The sequence below is a fragment of the Kitasatospora sp. NPDC004289 genome, from assembly GCF_053602875.1.
Map to the genome: position 1 here is coordinate 1 of NZ_JBSGEL010000117.1, position 15,329 is coordinate 15,329.

Here is a 15,329-nt window from a genome sequence, read left to right on the forward strand (position 1 = left end):
CCGTCCTGGCCATCGCCGCCCCCGTGCTGGCGAGCCCGACCCCCGCCTCGGCCGAGGACCTCGCCCCCACCTACAGCGTCACCGTCGGCGCCACCACGTCCGGATCGGTCAGCCGGGTGCCGTCGGGGGCGGTGACGCCCTTGTTGGCCTCGAAGAGCCGGGGCCAGCCCTCGGCGTCGCCCAACTCCCGCTCGGCGATGACCGAGAGGCTGTCCCCGGCCTTGACGGTGACCGTGGCGTGGCCGGTGGTCAGGGCCGCCGGGGTCTGCGCGGTCCGGTTCTGCGAAGCGGGATCCTGAGAAGCGGGGGCCTGGGCCGCCGGGGCCTGGGCCTGCGGCTTGGCGTCGGAGGGCAGCTTGAGCTTCCAGCCGGGGTGGATCGCCCGGTCGGCGTCGAAGCGCCGTCCGTCCTCGTCCATCACCTGACCGTCGTTCAGCTTGGCGATCTCGGTCCAGCGTTCGCCGGAGCCGAGCTGGCTCTCGGCGATCGACCAGAGGCTGTCCGCCGGGCTGGTGTCGCGCACCGTGTAGGTGGGGTGCTGGTCGGCGGCGGGGGTCAGCGCCGGGGCCGCCGGGGCGGCGGGCAGCGCGGCGTACTGGGCGGAGGCGGTGACCTGGGCGGGGGCCGCGGCGGGCCCGAGCTCCGGGACGGCCGCGAAGGCGGAGCCGGCCACCGGCAGCAGGGCGATCACCGAGCCGACCAGGCCGGCGGCCAGCCGCTGGCTCCAGCCGAAGGCGGGGAGACGGCGGGCCACCCGGCCGCGCAGTTGGGCCGGGATCTCCAGCAGCACCGAGAGCGCGAAGCAGAGCCAGCCGATCCAGCCGATCGCGACCAGGACCCAGAGGAAGATCCGGCCGTCGTCGGGGCTGGTCAGCAGGTCGGTCAGGCCGGAGGTGCTCTGACCGCCCATCGCGGCCACCGCGAGGGTGCCGTAGCCGAGCAGCATCGGCACCCCGGCCAGGAGCACGGCCAGCAGCACCAGGGCGCCGAGCGCGGTGAACACCGAGCCGACGGTCCTGCGCCGTCGCCGCGGCCGCAACGGCACCGGCCGCCGTGCGGCCGGCACGCCCGGGCCCGGCTCGACCCGCGAGCCCGTCCCGGCCCGCCGGTCCTGTCCCTTGGTCCCTCGCGCCGCCATCAGCCCGTCCCCGCTTCCCTCACACCCCGCGCCGCTGCGGCCCTGCCGCCGCGGCGCCCGCCTGACCGGGCGTCAGCCCGGACCGGAGCCCCGCCCCTCACGGGTTCTCCGCTTGCCTGACTCCGTGCACCAGCCCGGCCGAACCGACGCCGCGCACGTCCAACTCCTCCACCCGCATCGCGCCGAGCAGGGTGGTCCGGTACGTGGTCCGGATCTCCACCACCACGGTCCGGTCCCCCCGGAAGGTGATGTCCGCGGGCTTCAGCCCGTACGGCTCCAGATAGGCGGTGGCCACACTGCGAGCCTCGTCCAGGTCCTTCTTCAGCACGTAGCCGCGGCCACTCAACAGGGCGGCCTGGTCCAGCTGTTGGCCCACCGCCCGGGCGGCCTCCTGGGCGCGCGCGTCGGCGTTCTCGATCGCCCGCAGCCGGCCACCGCCCTCCAACACGATACCGACCATGATCACCAGGCCGGCCACGCAGATCGCCACGAAGAGGGCGATCGAGCCTTCGTCCGCCCGTCGACGGAACCGATTCGGACTCAAATCCCCTCCCCTCTCAGCCGGTTGCCCGGTAGCGGTCCAGCACCGAGGTGAAGGTGCCGGTCATCTTCTTGGAGCCGGCGGGCAGCCCCGCCAGCAGGTCCGCCAGCCGGACCGTGCAGCTGACCTGCACCGTCACGGTGGTGAGCGGACCCTCCGGCGTGGGCAGCGTGCCGTACGCGACCGCCGAGCGTTCCGCGCCCTCGCACAGCACCCCCTGCCCCGCCAGCGCCGCGGCCACCGCGTCGTGTGCGGCCTGCTCCGCCCCCTCCGGGCTGCGCGCCAGGGAGGCCGCGCGGGCGCCGGAACGGGCTGCTGCGTCCACTACCCCGCCGGTGGTCTGAATACGCCCGGCCGCGACGGCGATCAGCACGAAGAAGACCAACGCGGGGGCGAGGATCGCCAGTTCGATCGCGAAGCTGCCGCGGTCCGCGCCGGGGCGGCGCCACCGGAGCACGAACGGCCCGCGCAGGGCGGGCGGACGCCTCACGGCCGCCCGCCCTGCGGGACGAACTTCTCCCGGGGAGCGCTGATCCGACGGGTGATCAGCAGCCGGTCGAATCCCGGCACCACGGCCAGCGGCCGGACCGTGACGGAGATCCGGTAGGTGGTCGCGTCACTGGTGTCGGTCTTCACGTCGACCCGCTCGGCGAGATCACCGACCCGGGTCAGGAAGTCCCCGGCCCGCCGGGCGCCCGAATCGGAGGCGGCGCCCTGGGCCCGGCCGGCCTCGGCGCCCTCGCGGGCAGCCGTGAGCGCGGCCTGGCCCGCGTACCAGTAGAGGGCGGCCTGCACCACGAGGAAGACCAGGAACAGCGCGATCGGGAAGACCAGGGCGAGCTCGATGCTCAGCGCGCCCCGGTCGCCCCGACGGGCTCCGGTCCGGGCGGACGGCGGACGGCGGATCACGGAATGGGGGTGACGTTCGCGTCGGTCGGGATGTGCCCCTTCACCGTGCTGCCCAGGCTGCGCACCGCCACCACGATGGCGCCGGCGATGGCGACCAGCACGACCACGGCGAGCGCCAGCTCGATGCTGATGGCGCCGCGGTCGCCCGTGGCCCGGGCCGCCCGGAGGCGGCCCATCCGGTAGTGGAAGGCGAACATGCAGAGTTGCACGGGAAGGAAGAGTGCGGTGAGGAACGAGCGCAGTACGGCCATGATCTGCTCTCCAGGGTCTACGGTTGGCGGCTAGATGAAGTTGAGCATCTGGTACAGCGCGGGAAACGCGATCAGCACCGTCATGAGCAGGGTGAGCGCCGCTCCCGGCGCCACCATCCGCTCGCTGTCGGTGTTGGCCCGGGCCAGGTCCTCCGCGAGCAGTTCGTCGCGCAGGCTCTTCGCCCGGGCCCGGAGGGTGTCGTACACGGCCGCCCCGTCGGTGCCGGACAGCCGCATGATGTCGGCGACGTCCTGAAGGGGCGTCAGACCGAGTTCGGTGGCGAGGGCGTCGAGGCCCTCCCAGGGTGGGAGCCGGTCGGTGGTGGCGCGGTCCAGGGCGTCCCTGATCCGGCGCAGCACGGTGGAGCGGCCGACCACGGCGGCCCGCCGCAGCGCCTCGGCCGGGCCGAGGTCGGCGGCCCGTTCCAGGGCGACCAGTTCGAGGTAGGCGGCGATCCCGTTCAGGTACTCGGTACGGGCCTCCTTGGCCTCGCCCTTGACGATGGCGTCCGGCACCATCCAGCCCAGCAGGGCCAGCCCCGGGCCCACCAGCACGGGAACCAGCAGCGGCAGCTGGACGTCCATCAGGGTGGTGAGCAGCACCAGGTAGGCCGGGGCCATCAGTCCGATCAGGCCGAAGAGCAGCTTGTGCGCCATGAAGCGGGCCGGGGTGCGGCCGATCAGGGCGAGCTGCTGGTGCGGGATGCGGGCACCGGCCAGATGGATCGAGCGGGCGCCGATCCGGTCGGCCCAGGCGGCCCGGCCGCCGAGCTCCTGGGTCTCCGTCGGAACCCGGTGCAGCCGGTCCAGGGCCTGCGCCAAGTCCGGTGGGGCGGGCCTGAGTTCGGAGGCGATCAGGGCGATGCCACCGAGCACCGCGGCACCGGCCAGGACGGACCAGAGGGAGATCACGGGGCCTCCTTCCGGAACAGCGAGGGGACGGCGGGCACGGGCGCGCCGGCGGTCGGCTGCGTCCCGGCCGGCGAGACGTCCGGCCCGTCCGCGGCGGGCAACCGGACCGCGCCGGTCTTGCTCCGACGGTCGGGCTCCAGCAGCCGGGGCAGCTGCGGCTGGGTGGCCAGCTTCTTCATCCAGGCGATCACCAGGACGAACAGCAGCAGCACCACCAGCAACACCATCTGCCCCAGGAAGGTGCCGTACGGCTGGACGTAACGGTCGTTCAGCACACCGACCACCAGCACCCCGAGGATGATCACCAGCAGCCAGCGGATGGTGGTGCGGTGCGTGGCCCGGCCCGCCTCGATGGCTCGCCGCTGACGGACCTCCTCGCGGACCGACCCGGCCAGGTCGCCGAGGGTGCGGGCCAGGCCCGGGCCGCTGTCCCCGGCGCGCAGCACCAGGGCGGCCAGCACCTTGTCGGCGGTCGCGTCGGCGATCCGGTCGCCGAAGGCCCGCAGCGCCTCCTCCGGCCGCCAGCGGGACTGCAGGCGGGCGCTGAGCTCGGCGATCTCGGCCTCCAGGGCGGGCGGAGCGGTCCGGCGGCTGGTCACGATGGCCTGGTTCAGGCCGACGCCGAGCAGCAGTACGTCGCCCAGCCGCTGGGTCCACTCGGCCAGCGCCTCCAGCTTCTCGATCCGGTGCATGTCGGCCTTGGTGGCGCCGTACAGCCAGGGCAGACCGAAGGCCACCAGAGCGACCAGCACCAGCACCACCGGCGGGCGGCCGGAGAGCAGCACCAGCACCGTGCCGACGGCGAAAACCAGCACCTGGAACGGGAGTTGACGCCTGGTCCGGTTGGAGAGACGGCTCGCGAGGGGCCGGGCCGCGTCCTGCTCCGACCGGTCGACGCCGCGCAGCCCCACCACCAGCAGCACCAGGCCGCCGACCACCAGCAGCCCGCAGAGCACGAAGAGCAGCATCAGCGACCGCCCCCGATCCGCAGGTTGAGCGGGGCGCCCCAACTGCCGTACGCCGACGACAGCAGGCCCGCGTCGAAGCCGGCCCGGCGCAGGTCGTCCAGGCAGTTCGGCGGGGTGTGCGGCACGGCCCGGGGCTCGCCCAGGTCGGGGCGCGGGCCGAAGACGGTGTTCAGCGCCGGACGGCCGCTCTCACCGATCCCGGTCACCTCCATCACGTGCGAGACGAAGCGGTGCCGGCGGCCGCCGAGCGCGGTCTCGTCCACCATCGACACGTGCACGATCAGGTCGACCGCGTTGGCGGTCAGCCGGTAGGCCAGGGTGTCGGTCATGTGGGCGCCGTACTCCAGGCAGAGCTCGGCGATCCGGTCCACCACCATCTGCGGGCCACGGGCGTGCAGGGTGCACATCGAGCCGCCCTCGCCGTTGGTCATCACCCGCAGCATCGGCACCACCTCGCCGGAGCGGACCTCGCCGACGATGATCCGCGACAGCGTCATCCGCAGCGCGGCCGGGATCAGCTCACCGATCGTCAGCTCGCCGGCCACCTTGCCGTCCACCCGCTCGCCGTTGCCCTCCCGGGCCTCCATCGGCACCACCTGGCGCAGGTGGCCGAGGGTGTGCAGCCAGAGCTCGAACTCCGACTCCAGGGTGCCGACCCGCTCGTCCGGCGGGATCTCGGCCGCCATCGCGCGCAGCAGGCTGGTCTTGCCGACGCCCTGGGTGCCGGTGATCATCACGTTCTTCCGGGCCCGGATCGCCGAGGCCAGGAAGGCGGCCAGGGTGTGGTCCACGGTGCCCAGTTGGACCAGGTCCGCGAGGGTCGCCGAGGCCACCCGGTGGCGGCGGATCGCCACGTACGGGCGGGGCGTCACCTCGGTCATCGCCTGCAGGCGCATGCCGCCCTCCAGCCGCAGCGCCAGCATCGGGCTGGCGGTGGAGAGGCTGCGCTCGCCACCGCCGTGCTGGCGGGCCAGGTCCTGGAGCAGCTCGATCAGCTCGCCGTCGCTGTCCGCCACCGGCGGTACCTGGCGCAGCGGTTGGTGGACCTTGGAGATCCACACGTCGTCACAGCCGTTGATGAGGATGTTCTCGATCTCCGGGTCGTCCAGGTAGGGCTGGAGCCGCCCGGCCCGGAACAGCAGGTCGTAGACGGCCTCGGCCAGCGCCCGGTCCTGCTCCCTGGTCGGCGGGATGCCGTGGGTCTGGGCGTAGGCGTCGGACCAGCGGGCCACCACCTCGTCGATCAGCGCGCGGCCGCGCTGGCGCCGGGTGGCCCGGTCGGCCTCCACCCCGGACAGGTCGGTCAGCCGGGCCAGCTGCTCGTGCAGCTCGGCCGCGACCTGGCGCTTGAGCTCCCGGGCGACCTGCTGGTCGACAGCCGGGCGGACCCCGACGGGCTCGATGGCGGGCACCGGAGCGGCCTGCGCGGCGGCGGAGTTGACCGGCCCGGAGGTGAACTGACCGACCGGCGCCGCGTGCGGTATCACCGGCTGGGCGGTGGTCCAGGGCAGCCCGGCCGGGTCGGCCGAGGGCTTCTGCAGCGGGTCGTGGAGGGGGCTACCGCGCACGGAGCACCTGCCCGTAGGTCGGCGGGTCGGCCTCGGCCGGAGCCCGGAACGGCTCCGGGGCGGCGGGCTGCGGCACCGGCGGCGCGGGCACCACCGGGCCGGGCCGGCCGTCCGCCGGAGCGCCCGGTGACACCGACGAGGGGTGGGCCGGCGGGCGGCCCGGCTCGGCGAACGCGGCCTGGCGGTAGGCGGCCTGCGGAGGCTGCTGCCGGGGGGCGTGCGGGCCGAGCGTGTAGCCCTGCTGCTGGGGCTGCTGGGAGTGGGCCTGCTGGGAGTAGGCGTGCTGAGGGTACGGCTGCTGGGCCTGCGACGGAGGCGGCTGGAAGCCGGGCTGCGCGACGCCGGGCTGCTGGTAGGCCAAGGGGTGCGACTCCTGGTCGGGGGACGGCAGCGCCGGCCCCGGGTGCTGCGGTTCGACGGCCCCGGGTACGGCGGCCGGGGCCAGGCGCTGCCGACGGCGCCTGACGAGCAGTTGGATCTGGTCGGCCGCCGAACGGGCGGTGCGCATCAGCTCGGAGCGGACGAACCGGCGGTCCCCGGTGTCCCCGCCGTCCGAGAGCAGCCGGGCGGTGCGCGGCGCGTGCGGGAGCACCCCGAGCACCGGCACGCCGAACTCGCGGGCGATCTCCGCGGCCGGGTACGGGCCCTCGGCCACCACCAGCACGCCCAGCGCGTCCGGGCCGCTGCCCGACTGGGTCAGGTCCTCGCGCAGCGCGGCCAGCCGGGGCCGGGCCGAGCTCAGGCCGCGCAGCGTGCTGCGCACCGTCACCACCACCGCGTCGGCCCGCCGGGCCAGCACCGCGCCCGGCCCGTACGCGCCGGACCGGCCGAGGTCCAACAGCACGTCGTAGCCCTGGGGTTCGAGCGCGTGCAGCGCCTCCACCAGCGGCTCCCAGGTGTACGCCAGGCCGGGGGCCTGGGCCGGGTCGGTCAGGCCGGGCAGCAGCAGGCGCTCCCCGGTGCCGTCCGGCGAGATGTCCACCAGCTGCTCCCAGAGGGCCTGGGCGAGCAGGCCGCGGCGGTCCGCGACGGCCAGGTTGCGCAGCCCGTAGACCGCCTCGACCCGGCCCTCCAGCGCGCCGGCCAGCACCGCGCCGCCGTCCGGGTCGCACTCCACCAGCAGCACCCGGCGGCCCGGGTGCAGCGGCCAGGAGAGCAGCAGGGCCAGCGCCGAGGTGGTGGCTCCGGGGGCGCCCGGGCCGCCGACGAGCGCGATCACCGCCACGGGACCACCCCCCGGCCGACCCCGGGTGCACGGGCGGGGCGGGCCGTGGCGGCCGTCCCGAGGTGACGGCCCATCAGCCCGCGCTCCCGCTCGGGGAGGGCGTCGGTGCGGCCGGGGCCGCTCCGTCGCGCGGGGCCAGGATGATCTGGAGACGCCCGCCGGCCACCCAGGCGGCCAGCTTGGGACCGTCGGCGAGCGGCAGCGCCACGTCGACCACCTGGCTGCCGTCGGAGTCCACCTTGCCGACCGCGACCACCTTGACCGGGATGGTCTCGGGGGTGCGGACGGTCCCGTTCGGGCCGTTGTCCGGGGTGGAGACCACCACGATCCGGTTGCCGGGGTTGAGCCGGGTGCTCGGCAGCTGGGTGCGCTTGACCGCCACGCCGACCACCGTCTGGCCGGGCTCGACCAGGGACTCGCCGGTGACGTCGGCCCTGAGCAGCAGCCCGCCGCGCCTGAGGTCGCGGGAGGCCCGCAGCCCGATGGTGCGGGAGCGGTCGGCGGCGTCCAGCGGCTTGAGCGCGGGGTCGGAGGCGATCCGTGCCACGACCAGGTCCTCGGGGGCGATGGCCTGTCCGGCGGGCACGTCCCGGGCCAGCGCGAGCACCGCGATCCGCTGCCCGGTGGAGTTGTAGAGCACCGCCCCGCCGAGACCGCCGGCCGCCACCATGGCCACCGCCATGGCGATCACCGCCGGGCGCCGCCGTCTGGCCCGCAGGGTGCGCGGCGGCGCGTGCGGAGCCACCCGGGCCGCCTCGGCGGCGGGGACGGTGATGCCGGGGCTCGGCGTGGGGAAGGTTCGTTGCTCCACCGGGCTTCGGCCTTTCGTACGGGGGGGGTCGGGGGACGGTCCTGGGGACCGGTGCGCGGGGTGAGGTGAGGCCGCGTCAGTTGAGCAGCTGGACCTCGGCCACCTCGACCGGCGTCGGGGCGAGGGCGGGCACCCGGAAGAGGAAGTCCGGCCTGACCCGCTGCTTGGTGTCCTCGCGGATGGCCGTGATCTTCCAGACCGCGGTGGCCGCGACGTAGTACTTGCCGTCGGGCTGCCCGGCCGAGCTGTTGCCGTAGACGTACTGGCAGTCCGGCGAGGTGACCGCGCCCGAGCCGGCCGTGTACGGGGTGCCGGGGCCCTTGCAGCTGACCGGCTGCTCACCGAGGCCGGTGGTCCACTCGACGTGGTCCAGCTCCGCGTGGGCGGTCACGGTCAGCACGTTCCCCTTGGCCTGCGCGCTGACCGGGCCGGAGCTGCGTTCGCTCCGCTCGTACCAGAGCCAGACCGGCACCCCGACCGCGGCCTTGCCGGCCGGCGCGGTGCGCATGTCCGGCGGGAGCAGCCGGAGCTTGGCGACGGCCTTCGACGCGAGGTCGGCCGGGTTGTCGTAGACCGGCATCGGGATCGGCGGCTGCGGGAAGAACTGCTGCGGCCAGACCGAGAGGTTGCCGTCCTTGTCGCGGCAGACCACGTCGTAGATGGCGCCGTCGGCCGGGGTCCTGCCGCCCCAGACCGCCGCGGTGACCGGGGGCTGCGGGTTGGCGGGCTGGTAGTAGCAGCCGTTGTCCTTGCTGAACCAGCCCAGCTTCGGGTCCCAGCAGGGCCGGTCGACGCCGTTCCAGGTGCAGAGCGGGACGCCGTTGTCGCTGCCGCCGCCCGGGGTGCCGGGGCCGGGGGTCGTACTGCCGCCGCCACCGGGCTCGGTGACGACGATGCAGATGTCGCGCACCTCGCAGGGGTCGACCGTGCCGCCCGGCTCGTCGGCGACCGCCGGGCTGGACAGGGCGGTGACCAGGCCGGTCACCAGCAGGGCTCGGAGAGCGTTCCGTCGGACGCCGTTCAGCATGTTCGGCCCACCTCGCGGATGAATTCGACGATCTGCCAACGGGATTCGGTCTTGCGCAGGGTGACCTTCGCGGTGTAGCGGGTGAGGCGGTTCTTGGGTTCCGCCGTCGCCCTGGTCCTCGCGTCGGCCTGGTGCCAGTCCGTGACGTCGATGCAGTCCTCGACGGTGGCGGTCGGGGGCTTGGCCTCCAGGTCCACCGCCGTCACCAGCGGCGCGTTGCGCGGCGCCCCGACCATCACCTTCTTCGCCTCGGAGAGCTCGGTGAGGGTGACCATCGTGTCGCTGAGCGCCTGTCCGCTCGAGTAGAGCCTCAGCGGCAGAACGTCCGCCTCCGGTTGTCCGAAAGCAGCCGTCCTGGTGTCCCACCACGTCCGGTAGGCCGCCAACACCACGGTGGCGTTGGCCCCTTCGAGACCGGTCATCGGCTTGGCGGAGGCCCCCACGGTGGCGGTTGCCGTGACAGCAGGAGCAGTTGGGGCGGCGGAGACGTCGGAGAGCCGGTCGGCGGACCCGCTCTGGCCACAGGCGGTGAGGAGCAGCAGGAGTGCCCCGCCGGCCCCAACCCTCCCTGGGCGCACCACAATTCCGTGCTGCCGCATCGCCCCACCTCGTCGCGGCCCGCCCCGCGAGGGACCGCCGCCGCAGAAGAAATCCGCCACCCCTGGTGCTGCTTCGGGGGATTGATTCTTCGCCAACCCGCCCCTGCCCGGCAACACCTCGGGCGTCCTGACCTTACGCGGAAGGCGGATCCATTGGGGCACTTTCCCGCCACAGAACCGCCAACAGTTCCTCCGAAAGCGACAATCCGGCCAATGCGCCCCGGACGGCGGCCCGGTTGCGGAGCAGCAGCCTCCCCTGCTCCCCCGGCGCCAACAGCCGCGCCCCGGCCGCCCCGTAGGCACTCTCCGCCCAGGCCAGCTGGGCTTCCACGGCCGGCTGGAGGTCCGTCGGCGCCACCGCCGCGGGGGCGCCGGGCAGGCCGTGCTCCAGCACCCGGTCCAGCGCCCAGGTGAACGAGCCCTCCCCGCCGGGGAGCACGGTGTCCCGTCCTCGCCGGGGCGGCTGGTAGCGCGCCACCCGTCCCCACAGCGGCACCCGGGAGTGCGAGAGCAGTTCGCCCGCCCCCTCCTCACCCCGTTCGAGCGCCCCCCAGGCGTCCTTGTCGGCCACGGCGTCCACCAGAAGCAGGGTCTCCTCCTGGTCGCCGTGCACCATGGTGCTCACCACCCAGTCCCAGGCCAGCCCCCGCCGGTAGGCGTTGTCCGGCGTCGACCCGCCCGTCACCAGCGCCAGCCGCCGCCCGCGCGGATCCGCCACCAGCTGACCCAGCAGCGCGACCACCAGCCACCGGGCCGGACGCTGGGCCGCCGCCCGCAGCGCCGTCAGCATCGCGTTCGCGTCCGCCTCCGGCGCCACCAGCGTCACCCGGCTCCCCCGGGCCCCCGCGTCGAAGCACCGTCCGGGCAGCTCCGCCGCCAGCCGCCGGGCCCCGTCGGCCGCCCGCGCGGACCCGGCGTGGGCCCGCTCCGGCCCGCCGTCCGCGCCGATCACCACCAGCTCGATCCCGCCGCTCACCGGCATCCCTCCCTGCCCACCACCACCGCCGCCGTGCGCCGGCCCCGCCGCACAAGCTATCCGGCCGCCCTCGTCGCGCGTGCCGTTTCGACCGGAATGACGCGGGTCCACGCAGGTCAGGGACCATCGCGGGACCATGGGCCCTACTGACGGGCCGTCCGAAGCGGCACCATCGGGTACATGGACCGAGACGAGCGAGTGGAGACCCTGGGCGAGGCCGAGTGCCTGCGCCTGCTCGGCACCGTGCCCATCGGGCGCGTGGTGTACACCGAGCACGCCCTCCCCGCGGTCCTCCCGGTCGCCTTCGAGGTGGCCCCCGACGGCACCCTGGTCCTCGGCCTGCGGGCCGGCACCACCGTCAGCCGCGCCCTCGACGGCACCGTCGCCGCCTTCCAGGCCGACCACCTGGACCCCGCCACCCGGACCGGCTGGTCCGTCCTGGTGCACGGCCGCGCGGAGGTCGTCCGCGACGAGGCCGCCGTCCGGCGGCTGCTGCGGACCGGGCCGATGCCCTGGGTGAGCAGCGGCCAGCAGCCGATGTTCGTCCGGATCGCCCCGGAGCTGGTCAGCGGACGCCGCGTCCTCCCTGCGGGGCAGGCGCTCCAACGGGGCTGAGCCGGTGCACGGGACTGCGCCACCAGGGGCGCGGGGCACTGCGCGCGGGGGAACGGCAGCGCGTGCAACTGGCTCGCCTGCCCCGATCTCACGCCGGGCCGCCTTCCGTACTCGCGCAGTTCCTCGCGCCCCCGGCATCACCACTTCGTCCCTCACGATCCACCGCTGACAAGTGACCCGTGGGTAGGCATACTCTGCCGGTGTTCCGTCCCCCTTTCCGTCAGGAGCAGCCGTGACGACGTACGCCTCCCTCGCCGAGTTGACCGCAGCGGTCGGCACCGAGCTGGGCACCAGCGAGTGGCACACCATCGACCAGGGCCGGGTCGACCTGTTCGCGGAGGCGACGGGGGATCACCAGTGGATCCACGTGGACCCGCTGCGGGCGAAGGAGAGCCCCTTCGGGGGGACCATCGCGCACGGGTACCTGACGCTGTCGCTGATCCCGGTGCTGGCGAAGGAGTGCTACGCCGTCGAGGGCATCAGGATGGCGCTCAACTACGGCTCGGAGAAGGTCCGCTTCCCCGCCCCGGTGCCGGTCGGCACCGCCGTCCGGGCCACCGCCGAGCTGCTCTCCGCGACCGAGGTGCCGGGCGGGGTGCAGGCCCTGGTGCGGTACACGATCACCAGCGAGGGCAGCCCGAAGCCGCACTGCGTGGCCGAGACGATCACCCGCTTCTACGCCGCCTGACCCACCGTCAGGCCACCGCTTACGCCGAACGGTGCGTACGGCTCCGTCTCGCCGGGTGGGTGCGGGGCCCGGCCGGTAATGTCCGACAGGACGGACAGAACCGCCCATGGAGGTGCCGTGCCCAGCCCCGTCGCCTGGACGTCCCGGGTCGCCGCCCTCACCGCCGCGCTCGGCACCGGCACCGCGCCGCTGCTGGAACTGCCCGGTGACGCCTGGCGCCGGATCCGCACCGAGCCCTTCGGGGCCGAGCCCACCGGCGCCCGGCTGGCCCGGATCAGGAACTCCCCCAACTTCCGGGGCGGCGCCTTCCGCAATCCGGTGCCCACCAGCCGGCTGGCCAGGACCCGCAACCGGCTGGAGCTGAACCGGGGTCAGTTCGCGGCCAGCCGGCACCGCCGGGCACCGGCCGCGGCGGTGCCGCTGCACCGGCTGCTCCCTATCGAGCTGGCCGAGCCGCCCGGCTCCGGGCTCCGCGCCACCTGGCTGGGCCACGCCACCGTGCTGGTGGAGATCGACGGCAGCCGGGTGCTGTTCGACCCGGTGTGGAGCGAGCGCTGCTCGCCGTTCGGCTGGACCGGGCCCAAGCGGCTGCACCCGATGCCGATCCCGCTGGCCGAACTCGGGCCGGTGGACGTGGTGGTGATCTCGCACGACCACTACGACCACCTCGACCTGGCGACCGTCCGGGCGCTGGACGCCACCGGGACCACCTTCGCGGTGCCGCTGGGGATCGGCGCGCACCTGGAGCACTGGGGCGTCCCGGCGTCCCGGATCGCCGAGCTGGACTGGTGGGAGTCGGCCGAGGTGGCGGGGCTGACCCTGACGGCCACGCCGGCCCGCCACTACTGCAACCGCGGGCCGCGGAACAACCCGCTGGTGCTGTGGGCCTCCTGGGTGGTGGCGGGGCCGGAGCACCGGGTGTTCCACAGCGGGGACACCGGGTACTTCCCCGGCTTCGCCGAGATCGGCGGCCGGCTGGGGCCGTTCGACCTGACGATGGTGCAGATCGGCGCCTACAGCGACCTGTGGCCCGAGGTGCACATGACCCCCGAGGAGGGGGTACGGGCCCACCTGGACCTGGGCGGCGAGCTGCTGCTGCCGATCCACTGGTGCACCTTCAACCTGGCCCCGCACCCCTGGGAGGAGCCGGCCGAACGGACCGTCAGCGCCGCCCAGGCGCTGGGCGCCCGCCTGGTGGTGCCGCGCCCCGGCAAGCCCTTCGAGCCCGCCGGACCACCGCCGCTCCGGCTCTGGTGGCGGGCGGTGGCGGCGATGCCGCGCGGCGCCGAACTGTTCGTCCCGCAGGGGCTGCAGCCCGCACCGGCCCGGCCCGCCCGCCGGGCGGAGGACGACGGCGTCACGGTCTGACGCCCGGTTCACGGCCGGGTCATCAGGGCCGGGCGGTTCAGCCGGCCGCCCGGGCCCTGATGATCCGCCAGGCCCAGTGCTGCGCCAGCAGGGTGAGCACCCCGGCGAGCACGATGCCCAGCAGGTTGAGCAGCAACTGGACCCCGGAACCCGCCGCCTGCGCGTAGTCCCGGTAGCCGAAGGCCACCGCCGCGTTGGCCGCGGCGGGGACGGTGGTGACCGAGATCGCCACGCCGACCAGCATCCCCGCCTTGGCCGAGGTCAACGAGAGCACCCCGGCCGCGCCGGCCAGCAGCGCGACCACGAAGGACATCGCGTCCGGCTTCCAGATGAAGGAGGTGTTCGGCCGCTCCGCCTCGAAGGCGGCCTGACTGAACAGCCCCAGCTGGTCCATCACCCAGGAGAACCCGGCGGTGAGCACCATGGCCACCGCGAAACCCACCAGCAGGGCGGCCAGCGAACGGCCCGCCTCCCTGGCCCGCCGCCGCACCAGGGCGACGCAGAGCCCGGCCAGCGGGCCGAAGTCCGGGCCGACCGCCATCGCGCCGACCACCAGGATCGCGCTGTCCAGCACCGCGCCGCAGGCGGCCAGCATGGTGGCCAGGGCCATGAAGGCGAGGTAGACCACGCTCAGCGTGGACTCCTCGTGGGTGATCTCGGAGACCGCCTCCCAGACCAGCGCGTCCGCGCCGTCGCCGGGGGCCAGCTCCTCGGCCTGCTCCGCCGCCTTGGAGATGGCCAGCTCCAGCGGTGCGACGTCGATCGCGCCCCGCTCGGGCAGCCCCATCGTCCGCAGCCCGCCTAGCACCTCGTCGGCCGCCTCGCGGGCGACGTCGCAGAGCACGACGTCCCCCGCCGGGCGCAGCGCGGCGTCCGGCAGCAGCACCACGTGGGTGACGCCGGCCCAGGTGTCGAGGCGTTCCAGTACGGCGTCCCGCAGGTCGTGCGGGACGATCAGGCGCAGATGCAGCATGGTCCGCAACCCTAGGGCGTGGCGCACCGGGGCGCCGCACCCGCCGCGCGCCGGACCGGACGAGCCGTCAGGTCCGGCGCCGTACTCCGGGCGGTCGACAGGTCGTCAGACCGTCCGCAGCGCCTGCTCGATCAGGGCGAGGGTCTCCCGGGGGTCGGCCACCTCGACCACCAGCCGGGCGTAGGCCTCCTCGACCAGCTCGATGACCACGGCCTTCTCCGGGTTCTTCACGTCCCAGAAGACCTTCTCGCCGTCCCGACGGAAGGTACCCGCCACGATCACGCCGGGGACGTGCGTGCCGCCGGCCTTGAGGCCCTTGGGCTCGCGCACGATGCCCGGGTCCAGGGTGGCGCCCCGGACGTGCCGGAGCGGGATCTCGATCCGGCTCCTCAGCGCCCAGAAGCGGTCCCACCCCTCGACCTCGACGGTCAGGACGCCGTCGGCGACCGATACCACTGCCATCTCCTCGACTCCTTCAGCTGGTTGACGTGATCCGACGGGCGAGCGCGGCGAGCTGCGCGGGCCCGCTCCCGGAGCGGCGCAGCCGCACGCCGAGCACGGTGGCGGCGAGCGCGGGCGCCAGGTCGGGCCCGGCCTCCGGGTGGGCGGCCAGGGCGGCCTCCAGGGCGGTCAGCCCCTCCTCGACCAGGGCCGCCACCTCGGGGTCGTGCGGGGCGCGTTCGGCGGCCGCGAGCAGCAGCAGCCCGGCGGCCGGACCGTCGTCGAAGGCGGCCGCGGCCCGGGCGAGGGCCACCCCGAG

18 protein-coding genes and 1 pseudogene are annotated in these 15,329 nt (G+C 74.8%); 3 read left to right on the plus strand and 16 right to left on the minus strand.

Features of this window, described 5'->3' with window-relative positions; translation table 11 throughout:
- Nucleotides 1-70 precede the first annotated feature (70 nt).
- The 13 genes from ACWEPF_RS37960 to ACWEPF_RS38020 form a co-directional block, all read right to left on the minus strand.
- Nucleotides 71-1,003: a LysM peptidoglycan-binding domain-containing protein gene (locus ACWEPF_RS37960; protein WP_452176227.1), complete on the minus strand. Its 933-nt coding sequence runs from the start codon at nucleotides 1,001-1,003 to the stop codon at nucleotides 71-73.
- A 232-nt stretch (nucleotides 1,004-1,235) separates the two neighbouring features.
- Nucleotides 1,236-1,682, minus strand: coding sequence for a hypothetical protein (locus ACWEPF_RS37965; RefSeq protein WP_345280122.1), 447 nt, complete (start codon nucleotides 1,680-1,682; stop codon nucleotides 1,236-1,238).
- A gap of 13 nt (nucleotides 1,683-1,695) precedes the next feature.
- Entirely contained in the window at nucleotides 1,696-2,169 is a 474-nt protein-coding gene (locus ACWEPF_RS37970) for a TadE/TadG family type IV pilus assembly protein (protein WP_452176228.1), read from the minus strand.
- A complete protein-coding gene (locus ACWEPF_RS37975) occupies nucleotides 2,166-2,588 on the minus strand; it encodes a TadE family protein (protein ID WP_452176229.1) in 423 nt (140 codons plus the stop codon). Before ACWEPF_RS37975 ends, ACWEPF_RS37970 begins: the two co-directional genes overlap by 4 nt.
- Nucleotides 2,585-2,839 carry a hypothetical protein gene (locus ACWEPF_RS37980; RefSeq protein WP_452176230.1) on the minus strand — a complete coding sequence of 85 codons (255 nt, stop codon included), beginning with the start codon at nucleotides 2,837-2,839 and terminating at the stop codon, nucleotides 2,585-2,587. The genes ACWEPF_RS37975 and ACWEPF_RS37980 overlap by 4 nt, the downstream gene beginning before the upstream one ends.
- Before the next feature lie 30 nt (nucleotides 2,840-2,869).
- Nucleotides 2,870-3,751 (minus strand): type II secretion system F family protein, encoded by an 882-nt coding sequence (locus ACWEPF_RS37985; RefSeq protein WP_452176231.1) that lies wholly within the window; start codon nucleotides 3,749-3,751, stop codon nucleotides 2,870-2,872.
- Nucleotides 3,748-4,719, minus strand: a complete 972-nt coding sequence (locus tag ACWEPF_RS37990; protein ID WP_452176232.1) for a type II secretion system F family protein — start codon at nucleotides 4,717-4,719, stop codon at nucleotides 3,748-3,750. The genes ACWEPF_RS37985 and ACWEPF_RS37990 overlap by 4 nt, the downstream gene beginning before the upstream one ends.
- Entirely contained in the window at nucleotides 4,719-6,287 is a 1,569-nt protein-coding gene (locus ACWEPF_RS37995) for a CpaF family protein (RefSeq protein WP_452176233.1), read from the minus strand. Before ACWEPF_RS37995 ends, ACWEPF_RS37990 begins: the two co-directional genes overlap by 1 nt.
- The gene (locus ACWEPF_RS38000; RefSeq protein ID WP_452176234.1) at nucleotides 6,277-7,512 is read right to left on the minus strand and encodes a hypothetical protein; all 1,236 of its coding nucleotides are present in this window, start codon (nucleotides 7,510-7,512) and stop codon (nucleotides 6,277-6,279) included. The genes ACWEPF_RS37995 and ACWEPF_RS38000 overlap by 11 nt, the downstream gene beginning before the upstream one ends.
- A 73-nt stretch (nucleotides 7,513-7,585) precedes the next feature.
- Entirely contained in the window at nucleotides 7,586-8,323 is a 738-nt protein-coding gene (locus ACWEPF_RS38005) for an SAF domain-containing protein (RefSeq protein ID WP_345280136.1), read from the minus strand.
- 76 nt (nucleotides 8,324-8,399) lie between these two features.
- A complete protein-coding gene (locus tag ACWEPF_RS38010) occupies nucleotides 8,400-9,350 on the minus strand; it encodes a hypothetical protein (protein WP_452176235.1) in 951 nt (316 codons plus the stop codon).
- The gene (locus tag ACWEPF_RS38015; protein ID WP_452176236.1) at nucleotides 9,344-9,949 is read right to left on the minus strand and encodes a hypothetical protein; all 606 of its coding nucleotides are present in this window, start codon (nucleotides 9,947-9,949) and stop codon (nucleotides 9,344-9,346) included. The genes ACWEPF_RS38010 and ACWEPF_RS38015 overlap by 7 nt, the downstream gene beginning before the upstream one ends.
- Nucleotides 9,950-10,082: 133 nt before the next feature.
- The gene (locus ACWEPF_RS38020; protein ID WP_452176237.1) at nucleotides 10,083-10,925 is read right to left on the minus strand and encodes a hypothetical protein; all 843 of its coding nucleotides are present in this window, start codon (nucleotides 10,923-10,925) and stop codon (nucleotides 10,083-10,085) included.
- 180 nt (nucleotides 10,926-11,105) lie between these two features.
- Between ACWEPF_RS38020 and ACWEPF_RS38025 the strand changes: the two genes are divergently transcribed.
- The 3 genes from ACWEPF_RS38025 (at nucleotide 11,106) to ACWEPF_RS38035 (ending at nucleotide 13,596) form a co-directional block, all read left to right on the plus strand.
- On the plus strand, nucleotides 11,106-11,540 hold the full coding sequence (locus ACWEPF_RS38025; protein WP_452176238.1) for a pyridoxamine 5'-phosphate oxidase family protein: 435 nt from the start codon (nucleotides 11,106-11,108) through the stop codon (nucleotides 11,538-11,540).
- A gap of 232 nt (nucleotides 11,541-11,772) precedes the next feature.
- Nucleotides 11,773-12,228, plus strand: coding sequence for a MaoC family dehydratase (locus ACWEPF_RS38030; protein ID WP_345280146.1), 456 nt, complete (start codon nucleotides 11,773-11,775; stop codon nucleotides 12,226-12,228).
- A gap of 189 nt (nucleotides 12,229-12,417) precedes the next feature.
- Entirely contained in the window at nucleotides 12,418-13,596 is a 1,179-nt protein-coding gene (locus ACWEPF_RS38035; protein WP_452176241.1) for an MBL fold metallo-hydrolase, read from the plus strand.
- Nucleotides 13,597-13,633: 37 nt separating this feature from the next.
- Here the strand turns inward: ACWEPF_RS38035 and ACWEPF_RS38040 are convergent, their stop codons facing one another.
- The 3 genes and pseudogenes from ACWEPF_RS38040 to ACWEPF_RS38050 all read right to left on the minus strand — a co-directional run.
- Nucleotides 13,634-14,569, minus strand: coding sequence for a DUF389 domain-containing protein (locus ACWEPF_RS38040; RefSeq protein WP_452176239.1), 936 nt, complete (start codon nucleotides 14,567-14,569; stop codon nucleotides 13,634-13,636).
- 105 nt (nucleotides 14,570-14,674) lie between these two features.
- Entirely contained in the window at nucleotides 14,675-15,031 is a 357-nt protein-coding gene (locus ACWEPF_RS38045; protein WP_452176240.1) for a hypothetical protein, read from the minus strand.
- A gap of 13 nt (nucleotides 15,032-15,044) precedes the next feature.
- A pseudogene (locus ACWEPF_RS38050) lies at nucleotides 15,045-15,329 on the minus strand (TetR/AcrR family transcriptional regulator); the annotation flags it as partial.